The organism is Peribacillus frigoritolerans, from assembly GCF_001636405.1.
GTDB classification, from domain to species: domain Bacteria; phylum Bacillota; class Bacilli; order Bacillales; family DSM-1321; genus Peribacillus; species Peribacillus frigoritolerans.
This window is the reverse complement of the sequence record NZ_KV440950.1, coordinates 849,558-867,106: the sequence shown is the minus strand read 5'-3', so window position 1 is coordinate 867,106 and position 17,549 is coordinate 849,558. Positions and strand designations below refer to the sequence as shown.

Annotated in this window: 17 protein-coding genes and 1 riboswitch; of the genes, 7 read left to right on the top strand and 10 right to left on the bottom strand. The window is 42.9% G+C overall.

What is annotated here, in order from left to right:
• Positions 1 to 114: 114 nt before the first annotated feature.
• Positions 115 to 633, top strand: coding sequence for a gamma carbonic anhydrase (locus A6755_RS04265; protein ID WP_063592423.1), 519 nt, complete (start codon positions 115 to 117; stop codon positions 631 to 633).
• A gap of 312 nt (positions 634 to 945) precedes the next feature.
• On the opposite strand, the gene metK is transcribed toward A6755_RS04265, so the two are convergent.
• The gene (gene metK, locus A6755_RS04260) at positions 946 to 2,139 is read right to left on the bottom strand and encodes a methionine adenosyltransferase (RefSeq protein ID WP_063589852.1); all 1,194 of its coding nucleotides are present in this window, start codon (positions 2,137 to 2,139) and stop codon (positions 946 to 948) included.
• A gap of 162 nt (positions 2,140 to 2,301) precedes the next feature.
• Positions 2,302 to 2,464: riboswitch (SAM riboswitch) on the bottom strand.
• Positions 2,465 to 2,892: 428 nt separating this feature from the next.
• Here metK and pckA point away from each other — a divergent pair.
• Positions 2,893 to 4,479: a phosphoenolpyruvate carboxykinase (ATP) gene (gene pckA / locus A6755_RS04255; RefSeq protein ID WP_034310564.1), complete on the top strand. Its 1,587-nt coding sequence runs from the start codon at positions 2,893 to 2,895 to the stop codon at positions 4,477 to 4,479.
• 617 nt (positions 4,480 to 5,096) lie between these two features.
• Here pckA and A6755_RS04250 read toward each other — a convergent pair.
• The 3 genes from A6755_RS04250 to A6755_RS04240 are packed head-to-tail and all read right to left on the bottom strand — an operon-like array spanning position 5,097 to position 8,985.
• Positions 5,097 to 6,398: a nucleotide sugar dehydrogenase gene (locus tag A6755_RS04250; protein WP_063589851.1), complete on the bottom strand. Its 1,302-nt coding sequence runs from the start codon at positions 6,396 to 6,398 to the stop codon at positions 5,097 to 5,099.
• 41 nt (positions 6,399 to 6,439) lie between these two features.
• The gene (locus A6755_RS04245) at positions 6,440 to 7,756 is read right to left on the bottom strand and encodes a glycosyltransferase (RefSeq protein ID WP_063589850.1); all 1,317 of its coding nucleotides are present in this window, start codon (positions 7,754 to 7,756) and stop codon (positions 6,440 to 6,442) included.
• 23 nt (positions 7,757 to 7,779) lie between these two features.
• A complete protein-coding gene (locus A6755_RS04240) occupies positions 7,780 to 8,985 on the bottom strand; it encodes a glycosyltransferase family 4 protein (protein ID WP_063589849.1) in 1,206 nt (401 codons plus the stop codon).
• A gap of 195 nt (positions 8,986 to 9,180) precedes the next feature.
• Between A6755_RS04240 and wecB the strand changes: the two genes are divergently transcribed.
• Positions 9,181 to 10,317 carry a non-hydrolyzing UDP-N-acetylglucosamine 2-epimerase gene (gene wecB / locus A6755_RS04235; RefSeq protein ID WP_063589848.1) on the top strand — a complete coding sequence of 379 codons (1,137 nt, stop codon included), beginning with the start codon at positions 9,181 to 9,183 and terminating at the stop codon, positions 10,315 to 10,317.
• A gap of 204 nt (positions 10,318 to 10,521) precedes the next feature.
• Entirely contained in the window at positions 10,522 to 10,671 is a 150-nt protein-coding gene (locus A6755_RS04230; protein ID WP_063589847.1) for a hypothetical protein, read from the top strand.
• A gap of 223 nt (positions 10,672 to 10,894) precedes the next feature.
• Here A6755_RS04230 and A6755_RS04225 read toward each other — a convergent pair whose 3' ends face one another.
• From A6755_RS04225 to A6755_RS04210, 4 genes are all read right to left on the bottom strand, one after another.
• A complete protein-coding gene (locus A6755_RS04225) occupies positions 10,895 to 11,665 on the bottom strand; it encodes a sulfite exporter TauE/SafE family protein (protein WP_063589846.1) in 771 nt (256 codons plus the stop codon).
• Positions 11,666 to 11,707: 42 nt separating this feature from the next.
• Positions 11,708 to 12,172 (bottom strand): 2-thiouracil desulfurase family protein, encoded by a 465-nt coding sequence (locus A6755_RS04220; protein WP_063589845.1) that lies wholly within the window; start codon positions 12,170 to 12,172, stop codon positions 11,708 to 11,710.
• A 220-nt stretch (positions 12,173 to 12,392) separates the two neighbouring features.
• A complete protein-coding gene (locus A6755_RS04215; RefSeq protein WP_034310541.1) occupies positions 12,393 to 12,635 on the bottom strand; it encodes a DUF2584 domain-containing protein in 243 nt (80 codons plus the stop codon).
• Positions 12,636 to 12,685: 50 nt separating this feature from the next.
• A complete protein-coding gene (locus tag A6755_RS04210; protein WP_244889629.1) occupies positions 12,686 to 13,474 on the bottom strand; it encodes an alpha/beta hydrolase family protein in 789 nt (262 codons plus the stop codon).
• Positions 13,475 to 13,608: 134 nt separating this feature from the next.
• Here A6755_RS04210 and A6755_RS04205 point away from each other — a divergent pair, with 134 nt between their 5' ends.
• From A6755_RS04205 to A6755_RS04195, 3 genes are read left to right on the top strand one after another with little or no spacing between them, the layout of a single operon-like run.
• Positions 13,609 to 14,610 carry an ABC transporter substrate-binding protein gene (locus tag A6755_RS04205; RefSeq protein ID WP_063589843.1) on the top strand — a complete coding sequence of 334 codons (1,002 nt, stop codon included), beginning with the start codon at positions 13,609 to 13,611 and terminating at the stop codon, positions 14,608 to 14,610.
• Positions 14,611 to 14,637: 27 nt separating this feature from the next.
• On the top strand, positions 14,638 to 15,408 hold the full coding sequence (locus A6755_RS04200) for an ABC transporter ATP-binding protein (protein ID WP_063589842.1): 771 nt from the start codon (positions 14,638 to 14,640) through the stop codon (positions 15,406 to 15,408).
• Positions 15,398 to 16,189: an ABC transporter permease gene (locus A6755_RS04195; protein ID WP_225988859.1), complete on the top strand. Its 792-nt coding sequence runs from the start codon at positions 15,398 to 15,400 to the stop codon at positions 16,187 to 16,189. The genes A6755_RS04200 and A6755_RS04195 overlap by 11 nt, the downstream gene beginning before the upstream one ends.
• Before the next feature lie 304 nt (positions 16,190 to 16,493).
• Here the strand turns inward: A6755_RS04195 and ytkD are convergent, their stop codons facing one another.
• Together ytkD and A6755_RS04185 are read right to left on the bottom strand one after the other, a co-directional pair.
• The gene (ytkD, locus tag A6755_RS04190; protein WP_063589840.1) at positions 16,494 to 16,964 is read right to left on the bottom strand and encodes an RNA deprotection pyrophosphohydrolase; all 471 of its coding nucleotides are present in this window, start codon (positions 16,962 to 16,964) and stop codon (positions 16,494 to 16,496) included.
• Between the two features lie 113 nt (positions 16,965 to 17,077).
• Positions 17,078 to 17,428: a hypothetical protein gene (locus A6755_RS04185; RefSeq protein ID WP_034310527.1), complete on the bottom strand. Its 351-nt coding sequence runs from the start codon at positions 17,426 to 17,428 to the stop codon at positions 17,078 to 17,080.
• Between the last annotated feature and the right edge of the window lie 121 nt (positions 17,429 to 17,549).

The window sequence follows — 17,549 nt, the reverse complement described above, 5'->3', positions numbered from 1 at the left end:
AAAGAAATCTAACAAGTTGTACATTGCTATTATAAATAGCCAAGTGTATTTGCATACGGTATATTAAAATAATACATAAAAACATTCACTTCGGAAAGGAAATGATTGAAAATGATTATTTATCCGTATAAAGGCAAAGAACCTGAAATTGCTGAAAGCGCTTATATTGCTGAAAATGCTGTCGTCACAGGTGATGTCAAAATTGGCGACGAAACATCAATCTGGTTCAATTCCGTCATTCGCGGTGATGTATCCCCAACCATCATCGGAAAAAAAGTCAGTATACAGGATAACAGCATCCTGCACCAAAGCCCAAATAATCCATTGATTATCGAGGATGAAGTAACCGTTGGACATCAGGTCATATTACATAGCTGTAAAATCCGCAAAGGAGCTTTAATCGGCATGGGATCGATCGTACTTGATGAAGCCGAAATCGGCGAAGGGGCTTTCATCGGTGCCGGCAGTCTCGTTCCCCAAGGCAAAGTCATTCCACCGAACATGTTGGCATTCGGACGTCCAGCTAAAGTCATCCGTGAAATCAATGAAGAAGATCGTCAGGATATGGAACGCATCGTACGCGAATACGCAGAAAAAGGCCAATACTATAAAACGGCGGAACGAATAAAGTAATGCACGAGCACTTGACTGAAAATTACGAGTATTTGCACTAACTTACGAGTAAATCGCTGAAACTCACGAGTATTTGCTCCAAATTCACGAGTAAATCGCTCTAACTCACGAGTATTTGCTCCAAATTCACGAGTAAATCGCTCTAACTCACGAGTATTGCTCCAAACTTACGAATAAATCGCTCTAACTCACGAGTATGGCCCTTAAAGTTTAATTATTTCTTTGGGATTTCTTGAATTATTCCCTCAGACGGCTAAGTTAATCCATAAAAAAGGTGCCCCGCAAATAACGGGACACCTTTTTTTATATGAATTACGCTTGTGCTTTTAATGTTTCTGCTTTGTCCGTGCGTTCCCATGGAAGATCGACATCTGTACGGCCGAAGTGTCCGTATGCAGCTGTTTGTTTGTAGATTGGGCGACGAAGGTCAAGCATTTTGATGATACCAGCTGGACGAAGGTCGAAGTTTGCGCGAACTAGGTCAACAAGGACTTCTTCGCTTACTGTACCAGTTCCGAACGTATCAATGGAGATCGATACAGGCTCTGCCACACCAATTGCGTATGCCAATTGAACTTCCGCTTTGTCGGCAAGGCCGGCTGCCACGATGTTTTTCGCAACGTAACGTGCAGCGTATGCAGCAGAACGGTCAACTTTAGTAGCATCCTTACCAGAGAATGCACCGCCGCCGTGGCGAGCGTATCCGCCGTAAGTATCAACGATGATTTTACGTCCAGTAAGACCAGCATCCCCTTGAGGTCCGCCGATTACGAAACGGCCAGTCGGGTTGATGAAGTACTTAGTATCTGCATCGATCAACTCGGCTGGAACGACAGCTTTGATCACATGTTCTTTTAGATCGGCTTGAATTTGTTCAAGCGTAATTTCTGCATCATGCTGTGTTGAGATGACGATTGTATCTACACGTACAGGACGGTTATTCTCATCATATTCAACGGTTACCTGTGTTTTACCATCAGGGCGTAGGTAAGTAAGAGTTTCATCTTTACGAACTTGAGCCAAGCGGAATGAAAGTTTATGCGCCAATGAAATCGGAAGCGGCATAAGCTCTTCTGTTTCATTACAAGCGAATCCGAACATAAGACCTTGGTCCCCTGCACCGATTGCATCGATTTCTTCATCTGACATGTTTCCTTCACGAGCTTCCAATGCTTTATCGACACCAGCTGCGATATCGGCAGACTGCTCATCAATGGAACTCAAAACGGCACAAGTTTCAGCATCGAAACCGTATTTCGCACGTGTGTAGCCAATTCCTTTAATCGTATCACGAACGATACGCGGGATATCCACGTAAGCGGACGTTGTAATTTCACCAGCAACAAGTACAAGACCTGTAGTTACACTAGTTTCACACGCAACACGTGCATTTGCATCCTTAGCTAGGATAGCATCTAAAATGGAATCTGAAATCTGATCACAAATTTTGTCCGGATGGCCCTCTGTAACAGATTCAGAAGTAAATAGACGTTTCTTTGACATCATATTTCCTCCTTGGAAGTTAGTATGTTGTAGGCATAAGCCTGTTTTTACGGAACTCGTTTCCCTCATTAGTTTCAACTATAGACACAGAATTACTTATAAAAAACACAAAAACCTTCCCTGGCAAATGAGGAAAGGTTTAAAATTCTGTCTTCTATCCTTTCACTCTTATCGTTCAAGGGTTTTTTACCTTGCTCAGGTTAGCACCATCACCACTATTCCTTGAAGACCTTCGCTTTATTTTCGGCGATCGATCTTGGAGTCAAGTTCAATATGGCAGGTTGCTGGGTTTCAAAGGGCCTGTCCCTCCACCAACTCGGGATAAGAGAATCCGTACAATTTAAGATATTATCGTATCTGGCTGGAATTTGTCAATGCTTTTCTAAAAAGAACATTTCCACCCAGAATGGCGTTCATTTGAAAAAACATGTTGATACAACGTCCTAGAGGGGTTTACAACGCAATATACGAATAGAAATGTTGTAAATTGCCATTAATAATAAAGTACTGAATATCGAAAAGGAACGACATCCTGACTTTCCTTTTAGACATATATTGTTTACTTACTTCCTATTTAAATAATTTTTCCTCATGAAAGTCTATGCGATCATCCTGACTCGGTTCCTGCCGGATTAAAATGATTAATGCGGCCAGCTGAAAATAATCACAAATTAAAAGAAATAGTATAGACTAATTAAATGAATGTGTTATACTAATTATAATCTAAAAACTCAAACAAAGGAAGGTACCTCATATATGAATTCTGTAGACGTTTCTAATGAGTTACACCAATTATTAACAGGAAACAATGTGCAAACTCAACTATCAGTTCCTCAATTGGTCGAAAAAGTACTAAGCAGAAATGAAGGCGTTTTAACATCAACCGGCGCGGTAAAAGCTGAAACTGGCAAATATACCGGTCGTTCACCTAAAGATAAATTTATCGTGGAAGAAGCATCCGTTAAAGATAAAATCGATTGGGGTCCCGTGAACCGGCCGATTTCCGAAGATGTGTTCAATAAACTATATAATAAAGTAGTTGACTACCTAAAAGCAAAAGAAGAGATTTTTGTTTTTAAAGGTTTCGCTGGTGCAGACGAATCGTCACGTCTTCCCATCCGTGTTGTCAATGAATATGCTTGGCATAACCTTTTCGCCCATACATTGTTCATCCGTCCAAACGAAGAGGAGCTGAGAGGTCACGAAGCTGAATTCACGATCCTTTCTGCACCTAACTTCAAAGCGGACCCAGAAGTGGACGGAACTACATCCGAAACGTTCATCATCGTTTCATTTGAACGCCGTACGATCCTGATCGGCGGAACGGAATATGCAGGAGAAATGAAAAAATCGATCTTCTCGATCATGAACTACTTACTTCCAGAGGCTGGAATCCTTCCAATGCATTGCTCTGCTAACGTAGGACGTGAAGGGGACGTCGCTTTATTCTTCGGACTGTCCGGTACAGGCAAAACAACTTTATCAGCAGACACTAGCCGTAAATTGATTGGCGATGATGAGCACGGCTGGTCTTCTAACGGCGTATTCAACATCGAAGGCGGCTGCTATGCAAAAACGATCAACCTTTCACGTGAAAAAGAACCGCAAATTTTCGATGCAATCCGTTTTGGTGCTGTATTGGAAAATGTTGTTGTTGATCCGGATACGCGTGAAGCGAACTATGATGACAGTTCATTGACTGAAAACACTCGTGCTGCTTACCAAATGCAAGCAATCGATAACATCGTGAACCCAAGTATTGCAGGACATCCAAATACAATCATTTTCTTAACGGCTGATGCTTCAGGCGTTCTGCCTCCAATCAGCAAGCTTTCCAAAGAACAGGCAATGTTCCACTTCCTAAGCGGATACACTAGTAAATTGGCTGGTACTGAAAGAGGCGTAACCTCACCGGAAGCTACATTCTCCACTTGCTTCGGTTCACCATTCTTACCGCTTCCAGCTACACGCTATGCTGAGATGCTTGGTGATAAAATTGACGAGCACAATGCAAAAGTTTACCTTGTCAACACAGGATGGACTGGCGGTGCATACGGAACTGGAAGCCGTATGAAACTTGCTTACACCCGTGCAATGGTACAAGCGGCGCTTGAAGGTGAATTAGCGAACATCGAAACGATCAAAGATGATATCTTCGGTTTGGATATCCCGCTTCATGTTCCTGGTGTTCCTGATGAAGTGCTTCAACCAATCAAGACTTGGGCAGATCCTGCCGCTTATAAAGAAGCAGCAACAGACCTTGCCGCACAATTCCGTGCAAACTTCAAGAAATTCAAAAGCGTTCCAAGTGAAATCGAAGAACTTGGCGGCCCGACAGCTTAATAAATTGTACACAAAAGGACCAAGCTCTTGCTTGGTCCTTTCAGTTTGTCGGCAGGAAACGTCACTTCCCGAACCATGATTATGGATTACTTTATAAAGTGCCATGGAAGGGGAAATACCTCGTCTACTGTCGAATAAAGTACCAAGTAACCCGAAATACGGCATCTTCGCTCGAAATTACTGACATACACCCCGAAATATGGCGGCTGCGCTCAAATTTACTGCCTTGCACCCGAATACACGTCTACTGTCGAATTCACGCCATACAGCTCGAAATATGCCATCTGTGGTCGAAATTACTGCGTTATAGCTCGAAATACGCCATCTGCGTTCGAATTCTCTGCCTTGCAGCACGAAAAACGGCGGCTGCGCTCGAATACTGCCTTATAACCCGAAATATGACGGCTGCGCTCGAATAATTGGCTAGCCGAGACTCTGCTAGGATGCTTGCGGTGAGGAGGCTTGACGTACAGGAAGCGGATCTGAAACCAACTGGATCGTTTCCACGTTCTGAAAGGACCACTTTCTTGCATGGTCCTTTTTTTCAGTGGAAAAAGGGCACTGTGATAGTCAGTGCCCCCTTAATCGTTATTCCGTTATCGATGTTGTCCAAGTTTTTAGATGATCGCTTTATTCCTGTCTTTTTTCATGGACACCGTTTTGTATTGATATATATTGCCCAGGTTCGCCACCGGGACATCTGTTTTAGTTGCATCAATGCAATTGCGTGTATCCAGAATCAATTTATTGCTCATGAGATTCGATAGCTTATCATAATCCATCTGTTTAAATTCATCATGGTCAGTCAGGATAAGTATCAAGTCAGCATCATTTACAGCGTCTTCCACTGATACGACTGGCATCTTTCCAGATTGGACATGCGGGTCATGCAAGGCTACATCCATGTTTTCCATCCCCATCAAGATATTGACGACATCAATGGCGGGACTTTCACGAATATCATCTACATTTCCTTTGTATGCAAGACCGAAAACAGCTACTTTTGGCTTCCGGATCCCCTCTAGCATCATCCTTACGGAATTAACGATGTAATAAGGCATCGATACGTTGGTATCACGGGCCAATTTAATGATTCTCGCATACTCCGGTGCCTTTGCAACGACGAAATACGGATCGACCGCTAAACAATGGCCGCCAACTCCTGGTCCTGGTTGGTGTATATTGACACGAGGGTGTTTGTTTGCCATCGATATGACATCCAAAACATTGATGTCCAGCTCGAAACAGATTTTCGTCAGCTCATTCGCAAGGGCGATATTGACATCCCTGAAGGTGTTTTCCATCAGTTTGGACATTTCAGCCGTTTTCGCATCGGTCTGAATGATCTCCCCTTGAACGAAGGTTTTGTAAACAAGACTTCCTTTATATGAGCATGTTTCGGTGATGCCCCCGACGATACGGTTATTATGAACCAACTCTTCAAGAATCCTTCCAGGTAAAACGCGTTCCGGACAATGTACGAGGAAAATGTCTTTTCCGATGGTAAGGCCCGTCCTCTCGATCATCGGTTTAATATGATCATCCATGCTTCTTGGCGCTATCGTCGATTCGATAATGATGACATTCCCTTTTTTGATAAAAGGAAGAATGTTTGAGGTGGCATCCAAGACATGTGTTAAATCACAGGATTGGTGCATGTCCTTTTTATTTGGAGTAGGCACCGCGATGATGAAAACATCCGCATGTTCCGGGCTTAAAGCAGCTCGGAACTTATTGGAAGTTAGCACTTCTTCTAATACCTCATCCAATCCAGGTTCTTCGATATGGAGCCTGCCGCTATTCAAATTGGAAATAATCTCAGGATGGATATCCACGCCGACAACATCGGCACCGTATTTAGCAAACATTAAAGAAGTTGGAAGTCCGATATAACCAAGTCCGATTGTACAAAGTTTCATATAAACCACTCCTATCTATTTTTCTGCTGCACTCAAATTTGTTAGGCTGTTTGATAGATTTCGATAAAGATTTCCTTCTCTTGTTTCCAATTGTATTTTTGTCGCGCCTTCAGACAGTTTTGACTCATTTCCGCCCTTTTTTCAGGATGCTTCAATAAGTAATTGACACCTTCGGCAATTGATTTTGGATCATGCGAATCGACACATACACCGATTTTTTCCGTATCGACAACCTTTTGAATTTCAGGAAAGCTGCAGGCAACCACTGGCACACCGCTCATCATGTATTCAAACAATTTATTTGAAGAAGCGGAGTAGTGATTAAAGCAGACATTATTCAATATCTGAAAACCTAAATACGCATTCTTTGTATAATGGAGCAGCTCGTCGACCGGAACCTTCGGCAGGAACTTCACACGATGCTCCAGGTTCATGTCGCTTACTTTCTTCATTAATTCATCCTTGATCCTTCCATCCCCGATAAAAACTACCGTTCCTCCCTCGATCATCGGTACAGCATCAACCAATTGCTCTAACCCTCTGCCCATTTGAACGCCGCCTTGGTATAACAATATCGGTTCATTCTCTGGCAAATCGAGCAGCTCATGCAAATTCACGGCCGTACTTTCCTCCGGATTGGTTGGAATCGGGTAGTTATGGACCACCTTGGGATACAGACCATATAAGTCTTCGTTATACTTAGCTCTCGTATGGTTTTCAGCAATCATTTCATCGACGAACATTAATAGGAATTTCTCCATCATCCCGTAAATTCGGCTATTATATCCCGTTCTGCTCGTTTGTACTTCATGCGAATCATAAATCAGCTTTTTCCTTCTCAGCCATTTACTGCTGATCGCTCCCTGCATGAGCGTATTCAAGTCATTTGAATGATAGAAATCATATTTCCTTTTCCGGCCATGATAGATCATTTGACCAAAAATGTAGCTCCTCGTTAATAGTGTCGGCAGCTTCGTTTTCGTGATGAACATGGTGCCCAGCGCAAGGAGTGCAAATGCACCGAACAGTATTCCCGACCCCACCCAGCCGTTGATCAAGTTCAAATTCCACAATGTATTCCAGATCACTAAGGCAAATAGGGCGATTTCAAACTTCTTTTTCTTCAATTTGCCTACGATCCTGAGAATCTTATTAAGCGCCTCCCAGCGGTTATTCACCCTAGTGACCGAGAAACCATTTTGGTGTTTCTCCTTTTTGGCCAAACCTTCGATTTTCCAGTTATGAATGGCAATTAAGTCAACTTCATAACCCGCTTCTGTAAGTGCTGTGCATTCTCTTAGAACCCTCGCATCGTTCGTAAAGTGATTCCACACGAACATACATACTTTCTTCGCCATGTTGTCCTCCACTTCCGGATTTTTCAGCCTGACGCTTCCATCACGTTGATGAGACCTTTAATATTTTTAGACCATTGAAAATGTTGTTTAGCATACCGATGACCGTTTTCTCCCAGTTCTTCACGAAGGGCCGGATCTGAGGCCATTGTCAATATATGCTGACAAATTTCATCAACATTTCTGCTCTCTGCCACCAACCCGCATTTCGCCTCTATGAGCATCTTCTTGGCCCTGCCGTCCACATCACCGACAATGGGTTTTCCGACACACATATAATCGATGATTTTACCGGGCAGGACCTTATTGAAGACTTCTTTTTCAACCAAGCTCACATAGGCAATATGAGACGTTGAAACTTCATGAAGAGTCACTCTTCGATTCATCGCATTAATCACCTTAATATTGGTCAGCCCTCTAGAGCTTATCTCCTTCTCCACTTCGGATATCCGATATCCATATCCAATCATCGAGAACTCGATTTGTTTATGTTCCCTTAGCTTTTCAGCTACGGCTATCAGTTTTTTCAAATCCTGGGCCAGTCCGATATTCCCCGCATAAACGACCTTGATTACCTTTTCCGATACGGGTGTAAGCAAGTTCTTTAACGTCAGCTCATCCGCAGTAAGCGAATTGGGGATGAATTGGATGGCCTCTTCCTTGACTCCCTTTGCAACGATATAATCCCTGAAACCAGGACTATTGATGATAATAAAATCTGAATGCCTATATAGCTTCCTTTCCAGGAAGAAAGCGATTTTCAATACCCACTTATTATTGAATACGCCTACCCCTATCAACGATTCCGGCCATAAATCCCTGACATCGGTAATGAGTTTCGCCTTCATCTTTTTCTTGGCGATCAACGCTGCCAATGTAGGGAAGATGGGCGGGGTCGTGGCAAACACATAATCATATTTTTTTTCGAGACGGATGATTGTATAAATGAAAAGCCACATCGCTTCAAGATAATGAAGCAACCGCTTCCCCATATTGCTTGTATACCTCTTCACTTTGTCCGGCTTAATCCTGATGACATCTTCTTCAATGCTATCTTCATCCCAAAACTTTGTATCTTGATATAAACTTTGATTAGGATAACTCGGCTTCAATGTGATGACCGTTACCTCGAATCCGTTTCTTTTCAAATGGAGATATATATTTTTCATTCTATTTCCCGCACTTCCGATTTCCGGATAAAAGTTTTGCACGATCATCAGGACGCTTTTCATATTCGCCTATCACCTCTATTCTGCTTAGCTTACTTCCTGCTTTATATTGTAAATGCCAGATATTAACTTAAGGTTAAAGAAGTATAAAGTCATTATTAATATTGTAAAAATTCTGTTAATAATTGTTTCGTTTTTATATTTCCCCTGAACTTCCCGTTATAATGGGGGAGACATTCAGAAGGGGAGGAAATGAGCATGTCTAAACAACGTATTAAGGTCATGACCGTATTTGGTACAAGACCAGAGGCTATCAAAATGGCACCAGTCGTTTTGGAACTGAAAAAGCATCCAGAAGAAATAGAAACCATCGTGGTGGTCACCGCCCAGCATAGGGAAATGCTCGACCAAGTCTTGCAATGTTTTCAAATAAATCCAGATCACGATTTGGATATGATGAAGGATAGACAAACATTAGAAGAGATTACAACACGAGGGCTTGAAAAATTGAGTTCGCTCATGAAAGAAATAAAACCGGATATCGTCCTCGTACATGGGGATACCACGACAACTTTCATCGCCAGCCTGGCAGCCTTCTATAATAAGATACAGATTGGTCACGTTGAAGCTGGTCTGCGGACTGGTAATAAGTATTCTCCATATCCTGAAGAGATGAATAGGCAGCTGACAGGCGTCATGGCTGATTTGCACTTTGCCCCTACAAATCAGGCGGCAGAGAATCTAATTTTGGAAAATAAAAAGAGTGATTGTATCCATATTACTGGCAATACGGCTATCGATGCTTTGAAAACAACAGTAAATAAAGACTATGATCATCCGATTCTATCTGGTTTGAATGGAGATCGCATGTTATTGATGACAGCGCACAGACGGGAAAATATCGGAAAACCAATGGAAGAAATATTCCGTTCCGTCAAACGGCTGCTTGAAGATTACACGGATATCCAAGTTGTTTTCCCGCTTCATAAAAACCCGGTTGTCCGTGAAATTGCTTACCGGATTTTCGGTGAAACGGAAAGGCTTCACTTAATAGAGCCGCTTGAGGTACTTGATTTTCATAATTTTGCGGCGCACGCCCATCTCATATTGACAGATTCCGGAGGGGTGCAAGAAGAAGCTCCCTCACTTGGCGTTCCTGTCCTTGTGTTACGCGATACAACAGAACGTCCGGAAGGAATCGATGCCGGTACCCTTTTATTGGCAGGAATTGAGGAAGAACGAATTTATCAACTAGCCTCAGAGTTACTTACAAATGAAGAAACCTATAAAAAAATGGCGACAGCTTCCAACCCATATGGAGATGGATTCGCTTCAAAGCGGATTGTCGATATCCTATTAACGCATTGCGAAGTGAAATCACCCCTTCCATTATAAAAAATAAAATAGAGAGAAAAGCCTGTCACGAAAGCGGCAGGCCTTTTTCTATTCAGCCAGATTGTGAAACGGCTGCTTCCATTTTCATTAGCGAAGGATTAAAGCAAAGTCCAATTTAGATTTGTAAATGTTAAATACATATGTGATGGTTTGGGGAGATTTAACGTTTCATTGAAGTCAATCTATTACCTTAGAGGTGTTGTAATGTTCGGGAAAGACCCCAATTGTGGTAAATGTGGTAGAGAAATTAAGGGGGACGAAGTCGTTCTTGTGAAAATGCGTTATCCGAAGCGTAAAGGGATGACTGAAATAGAAGCATATTTAAAAAATGAAGGAAGTTTACAAGAGGATTAGTATGAAAAATCAAGTTACCTCCTATTTAATTTTTGATGGACAGCAATAGTCGCATTGGCCTTTTATGCAGAAGTATTTCATTCAGAGATTACCGAACTGCAAACCTACGGGGAAGCTGATTTCCCAGCACATGAAGAAGCGAATGACCTTGTTTAAAAATGGCCGAAAATATGCCTTGTATCCCCGGCCATTTTTAATAGGTATTCATTCGCTGAACACTCCATCAAAAAATATGAAAATAATTAAGGACATTTTTTCCAATCAATAAAATCGTGACGCAAATGAATAAGATACGGACATAGGAAGCACCTTTCTTTATGGCGAAGTTCGTTCCTACCAATGCTCCCGCGACCATTGCAAGACCCATCGGGATTCCATAGGCAAAATTGACGGTCCCCATAGATAAAAAAATGATAAGTGCGGCAATATTGCTTCCAAAATTCAATATTCTTGCATTCCCGGCAGCCTGGACAAAATCAAACCCAATGATCAGAAATGAAAATAATAAAAAGGAACCTGTGCCTGGTCCAAGAAAACCATCATAAAAACCAATCGCAAATATAATGATTATCAATAGAATCATTTTCTTCCTTGTCAGCCCTTTATACTTTGCGTCTTTACCCCAATCCTTTTTTACCAACGTATAAATCGCGACAATGACCAACAAGATCAAAATGAGGGGCTTCAATATCTCTGCGGAAACGAAATGTACAACGTATGCTCCTAACGCCGCTCCAATCACGGTGATCGGAAACAGCTTGATGACGAATTTGAAATCCACTTTTCCAGCCCGAATGAATGAAATCGTACTCGTTAAAGACCCCATGGTACCCGCCAGCTTGTTAGTGGCAAGTGCCGCTGAAGGCGATATGCCCGTGAACAATAAAGCAGGAATGGAAATTAACCCGCCCCCGCCCACTACGGAATCGATGAATGCGGCAATAAAACCCGCAAGTACTAAAAATAGCAAAGTATAGAGATTGATATCCTCCATGTATTCCCCTTCTTTCAAAAGCACTATCTAAAATGCCATTACTCATTTTTCATCCAAATAATCGAATAACCTTTCTTCTGAAATGATCGTGAACCCATGCCTCCTAAGCAAAGCCGCGGTCACTCCATTCCCGACCTTCTTCTTCCCCTTGAATTCCCCATTATATATCGTGGCACTCCCGCAGGATGGACTGTTTTCTTTTAAAACGACTAACGTCGCCCCTACCTCCTGGGCTTTCAATAACGTAAGATTCGCTCCCTTTATGTACAATTCCGTTACATCCCTGCCCGACTTTTCGATGATCTTCGCTTTTCCATCAAGGACATCCCCACCTTCACCGCCAACTATCTCAGCAGGTTCCCTCGGTGTCGAAAAACCGCCAAGCAACTCAGGACAAACCGCTATAGCCTTTTTCTCCCTCATCAATGCCATAATTCCTTCATCCAAGCTGTGGGTACCATTGTGTCTAACCTCAAGGCCCGCTAAACAAGAACTCACCAAAATCATCAAACCACCCCGCCTCATGCACTTTACACCATTTTACCACTCTTTTCGTGACAATCATTTCGAAGATTGAATATCCGCCAGGGATTCTACGCTGATAAAATCCCGTTTTGCTTGGGTCGGATTTTTTCCGCACAGGCAGAATTATCCGCGCATCTGTCGAATTCCGCCAAAACAAAAAAAGCGCTTGCAGCGAGGCGATTCCCGGCAAGCGCTTGTCTATTTAGTTAGTTGAATTCAGTGATAGCAGTTGGTACGTAATGATGGTCTTTTCACTGGTCCATTCAATTTTTTGGATAACGGCTGTTCCGCTTGAATCAGATTGGATCGTTTTGCGGACATCGATTGGAATATCGATAGGGTATAACCTGTAACCAGCTTTCGCCAGCCGAAAAATGTTTTCTTCTTCACGGGTTTCGTTCCCTTTTGTAACGATCATGGTATTTAGCTCCATAGGCATGCCCATGTGTATCTCCTCCTCTTGCCAATATACTTAGTATATCCTTCATTCTATCATTATTCGGTTTTACTTTTCATCCAAGATGTTAAATCTTCGACTACTTTTCTGTTCACGGCAGGTGGGAAGTAATGCGTGAATTGAGGGAAATACCAGCTTTCGACCTCTTTGTCATGCATTTTCAACCTTTTTTCCAGCCGGTATGCGTGTTCTATGGCGACATTGTCATCTTTTTCACCATGTACGATCAGGACGGGTACATTCAAATCTTCAATCGCAAACAATGGGGTACGGTATTCATATTGATCGGGGCATTTTTTAGGTGTTCCGCCGATGACACGCTTCATCATCCGACGCATATCGACCCGTTCGACATATGTTAAAAACATATCCGACACACCTCCCCATGTGACGATCGATGCTGCATTCCTGCAGTATATCCCAGTCCAAAGGGCCATGATGCCGCCACGGGAGAATCCGAGGATATGAATGTGATCCTTGTTCACTCGGGGATGCTGTTCAAGAAGATTGAATCCTGATATCGCATCGAATCGATCCTCTCCTCCAAAATCCTCATCTCCCTCCCCGCCTTGATTTCCACGATAAAAAGGAGCAAAAACGATGAAACCTTCTACAGCATACTGCACGATCCTTGCAGGCCTCACCTTGCCGACATTTTTAATCCCGCCGCGTAAATATAAGAAGGCATCATGTATTTCGCCATCAACCGGTTCAGCCAGCAACCCCTTTACCTTCAAGCCTTGTGATATGTACGTAACTGAATAAAGATGGATTCGTGGATGCGGTGATGGAAACCGCTGTTTTGAAATAATCGTTCCGTTCTCCAATTTCCACTCTCCTTTCTCTCTATTCTTATTGTAAAACATCCGCTTGTTTTTATCCCCTGAGAGGATTCACATTTTTTTCTTCCGTTCATACGATAATGTAGGCAAAATACCCATATATCAAGGAGGAAGGCATTTTGAAAAAATGGTGTAAAGCAGGTGTCGTATTTTTACTTCTGTGCGTGCTGGTGATCCCGCTTGGCGCATGCGGCAAAAAAGAACAGGAAACAACGAAGGTAAGGGTTGCCGAAGTAACCCGCTCCCTTTTCTATACACCGCAATATGTCGCGATCGAAAAAGGTTTTTTTAAAGATGAGGGCCTCAGCATTGATTTGAAAACGACGGCAGGCGGCGACAAGACGATGACCACGCTTCTTTCTGATGGAGCGGATATTGCTCTCGTTGGCTCCGAAACATCGATTTACGTTCAGGCACAAGGCTCGAATGACCCCGTCATCAACTTCGCTCAATTAACACAGACGGATGGAACGTTCCTTGTTTCACGTGAAAAAATTGACAACTTCAATTGGGATATGCTGAAAAACTCTACATTCCTAGGCCAGCGTAAAGGCGGAATGCCGCAGATGGCCGGCGAGTTCGTATTGAAAAAACATAACATAGACCCGAAAAAAGATTTGAACCTCATCCAGAACATTGATTTCGCGAATGTCGCAACTGCCTTCGCTTCCGGAACCGGCGATTTCGTTCAACTGTTCGAACCAACGGCCAGTGTGTTTGAAAAAGAAGGAAAAGGCTATATCGTCGCTTCTTTCGGCACCGAGTCCGGTCATCTTCCATATACAGTTTATATGGCTAAAGAAAGCTATTTGAAAGAAGACAAAGAGACTGTCGAAAAATTCACGAGGGCCTTGAAGAAAGCACAAGATTGGGTTCAGGAAAACGATGCTGCCGAAATTGCCGAAGTCATTCAGCCGTATTTTGAGGATACCAACCTCGAGACGATGGAAACAGTCATCAACCGCTACAAAGAACAAGGATCCTTTGCCACCGATCCCATTCTTGATGAAGAAGAATGGAACAATCTTCAAAACATCATGGATGAAGCAGGCGAGCTTCCTACACGTATTAGCCATGAAGAGCTGGTCAATACCGACTTTGCTGAAGAAGTCGCAAAATAACATAGCAAAAAGTAAGGAGGATGTCCGATGAGCTTTTTAAAAATCCAAGACATTCACCATACTTATTTTTCAAATCAGACGGCAGCGACCGCACTTGCGGACATTTCCCTCGACATTGAAAAAGGTGAATTCGTCTCTTTTCTAGGTCCGAGCGGCTGCGGAAAAACCACCCTGCTTTCCATCATCGCCGGGCTCTTTCCGCCCACTTCAGGAAAGATCCTGCTCGAAAACAAACCGCTGAAAGCCAACAGCGACCTTTCAATCGGCTATATGCTGCAGCAGGATTATCTATTTCCATGGAAGACGATAGAAGAAAATATATTATTAGGATTGAAACTGATAAAAAAAGATGAAGGACTCGAGAGAATAAAAACGCTTAAACTTTTAAGTGACGTTGGATTGGGAGACACCGGAAAATTATATCCGCGCGAACTATCGGGAGGAATGAGGCAAAGGGCTGCACTGGCACGGACACTGGCAGTCGACCCAAAAATCCTTTTGCTTGATGAACCGTTTTCAGCTCTTGATTACCAAACCAAGTTGAAGCTGGAAGACCTTGTTTTTGAAACCCTGAAATCCTTCGGAAAGACAGCCGTGCTCGTCACCCATGATATCGGTGAAGCCATTGCGATGAGTGACCGCATCTTTCTGTTTTCCGCGAACCCGGGAAGCGTGCACAAAACCTTCATGGTGCCCGATGAATTGCGTGAACTCACGCCTTTCCATGCACGCAACCATCCGCAGTATCCGATGCTTTTCCAAACGATCTGGAAGGAGCTTGAGAGCCTTGAATATTGAACAGCTTCATAACCAATATAAAACCTCATTAAAAAAAGAAAACAGGCTCATTCGCTTTTATCAGATCCTGATTTTCATCGTTTTTTTCAGCAGTTGGGAACTTTTATCCAGGAAGGAACTGATCGATCCGCTCATCTTCAGCTCCCCGACTAAAGTGTGGCATCTTTTCATACAGAAATTGGGTGATGGAACCCTGCTATCCCATTCCGGAGTGACGCTATTCGAGACCGTTCTCGGCTTTATCATAGGGACACTGCTTGGAACGATCTTGGCATCCCTGCTTTGGTGGTCGCCAAGATTATCCAAAATACTTGACCCTTATCTCGTCATTTTAAATGCGATGCCGAAAGTGGCACTCGGCCCCATCATCATCGTAGCATTCGGCCCTGGATTTCCATCCATCATCTCGATGGGGGCGATCATCTCCATCATCATCACCACCATCGTCGTCTACACCGCATTTCGCGAAGTGGACCCGAACTACCTGAAAGTACTCCAAACTTTTGGCGCCACAAGAACCCAAGCTTTTCGGGAAGCCATATTACCCGCCTCCTTCCCAACGATCATCTCGACCTTGAAAGTGAATGTCGGTCTCTCCTGGGTCGGCGTCATCGTAGGGGAATTCCTTGTTTCGGCCAAAGGACTCGGCTACCTAATCATTTATGGCTTTCAAGTCTTCAACTTCACCCTTGTAATGCTTGCCTTGATGATCATTGCCGTCTTTGCCACAATCATGTATCAACTAGTCGAACTTCTCGAGCGAAAATTAATCAAAGACTGACCAAACTGCCGATAACCCTCGGCAGTTTTTCACTCATGCTAAGTTAAAACATGAATTTAGTTGGTTTCGGCGATTTACTCGTGAGTTTCGGACATTTACTCTTGAGTTTCTACCATTTACTCATGAATTCCGCCGATTTACGAGTGAATTCCACCAGCTTAACTCGTGAATTCTACCGTTTTACTTGTGAGTCGGACTTTTACTCGTGGGTTTTCGCGATTTACTCGTGAGTTTCGGACTTTTACTCGTGAGTTTTTGCGATTTACTCGTGAATTCTACCGTTTTACTCGTGAGTTCCTGATATTCACTCGTTTCTTTGCAAAGTGCCATCATCCAGTCTCGATAAGCTGAAAGGTACAATCTCATCTTTCATGATGAAGCTAAACTCCTCACCGAGTACATCCGGCAATGATTCCATAAAGATTGGCCCTTCCGTTTCCAGGTAATTCTGTTTCTTCTCTATTTCACGCAATTCGGCATAGTATATTGATTTAACGAATGGCTTCACTGGATCATGCACTTTATATTGTCCCAAAAATTGCAGCTGGCCCACCAAGCCTCCCGTTTCTTCATAAACTTCCCGTATGGCCGTTTCTTCAATGGATTCCCCTGCTTCCCGTTTACCGCCAGGGAACTCGAATCCCCTTTCTCTGTGTTTGGTCAATACCCACCTGCCCTTATATCGGCTTAGCACAAAAACATGCCAAGGCTCTCCAAAGACAGGATTCTCGGAGAATTCGACCTTATATCCGTTCTTATCAAGAAATCGTTTCATTTTTCCCCTTCTCTCCGTATAAGAAATGGTGCTATGCTCCTTGTTTCATTATATGGGTAAAAAAAATCACTATCCAGCGGGAATCTGGATTACATCAAAAAAACGATGGACCCTCAATATTCGAGGCCATCGTCTGTTGGTTTTGCCTGTAGTATTCCCATGCTTTCTATATGCCGTCTTCCTTCTTCAGTACCCAGGGCGTAAATCATTTCGTAAATTTTTTGAAGGGTGATATCCTGCTTATCATTTTCACGGTCAAAATGATATTGAAGGTATGGGACATGTGCCCGGTAAAAATTTTCTTCCCCTATTGAATAATTGTAATCAAATAATTCACGTAATTTGATGATTTCATTATCTGTCGCCTCGATTTCGAAGTTCCATGGAGAACTTTCCCTATCTTGTGATATCTGGCCATTCGGAAGCCAAATGTAATATTTTTTCCTGTCTTCAGACACATTCATCCACCCTTTCCATATATCCTACGCTTATTTTTCACGTATTTCCCCACTTCATACAATGGAAAATTTTGTTTAAAGAAGAACAAAGATGTTAAATAATAGATTAAAGTATCTTTCAAAGGGT

Bases quoted from the DNA above. Each gene is read 5' to 3' on its own strand.
- A6755_RS04185 (WP_034310527.1), bottom strand. From the start codon at position 17,428: ATGAATGTGTCTGAAGACAGGAAAAAATATTACATTTGGCTTCCGAAT.
- A6755_RS04220 (WP_063589845.1), bottom strand. From the start codon at position 12,172: ATGATTTTGGTGAGTTCTTGTTTAGCGGGCCTTGAGGTTAGACACAAT.
- wecB (WP_063589848.1), top strand. From the start codon at position 9,181: ATGTCTAAACAACGTATTAAGGTCATGACCGTATTTGGTACAAGACCA.
- A6755_RS04200 (WP_063589842.1), top strand. From the start codon at position 14,638: ATGAGCTTTTTAAAAATCCAAGACATTCACCATACTTATTTTTCAAAT.
- metK (WP_063589852.1), bottom strand. From the start codon at position 2,139: ATGATGTCAAAGAAACGTCTATTTACTTCTGAATCTGTTACAGAGGGC.
- pckA (WP_034310564.1), top strand. From the start codon at position 2,893: ATGAATTCTGTAGACGTTTCTAATGAGTTACACCAATTATTAACAGGA.
- A6755_RS04230 (WP_063589847.1), top strand. From the start codon at position 10,522: ATGTTCGGGAAAGACCCCAATTGTGGTAAATGTGGTAGAGAAATTAAG.
- A6755_RS04245 (WP_063589850.1), bottom strand. From the start codon at position 7,756: ATGGCGAAGAAAGTATGTATGTTCGTGTGGAATCACTTTACGAACGAT.
- A6755_RS04240 (WP_063589849.1), bottom strand. From the start codon at position 8,985: ATGAAAAGCGTCCTGATGATCGTGCAAAACTTTTATCCGGAAATCGGA.
- ytkD (WP_063589840.1), bottom strand. From the start codon at position 16,964: ATGAAACGATTTCTTGATAAGAACGGATATAAGGTCGAATTCTCCGAG.
- A6755_RS04215 (WP_034310541.1), bottom strand. From the start codon at position 12,635: ATGGGCATGCCTATGGAGCTAAATACCATGATCGTTACAAAAGGGAAC.
- A6755_RS04225 (WP_063589846.1), bottom strand. From the start codon at position 11,665: ATGGAGGATATCAATCTCTATACTTTGCTATTTTTAGTACTTGCGGGT.
- A6755_RS04250 (WP_063589851.1), bottom strand. From the start codon at position 6,398: ATGAAACTTTGTACAATCGGACTTGGTTATATCGGACTTCCAACTTCT.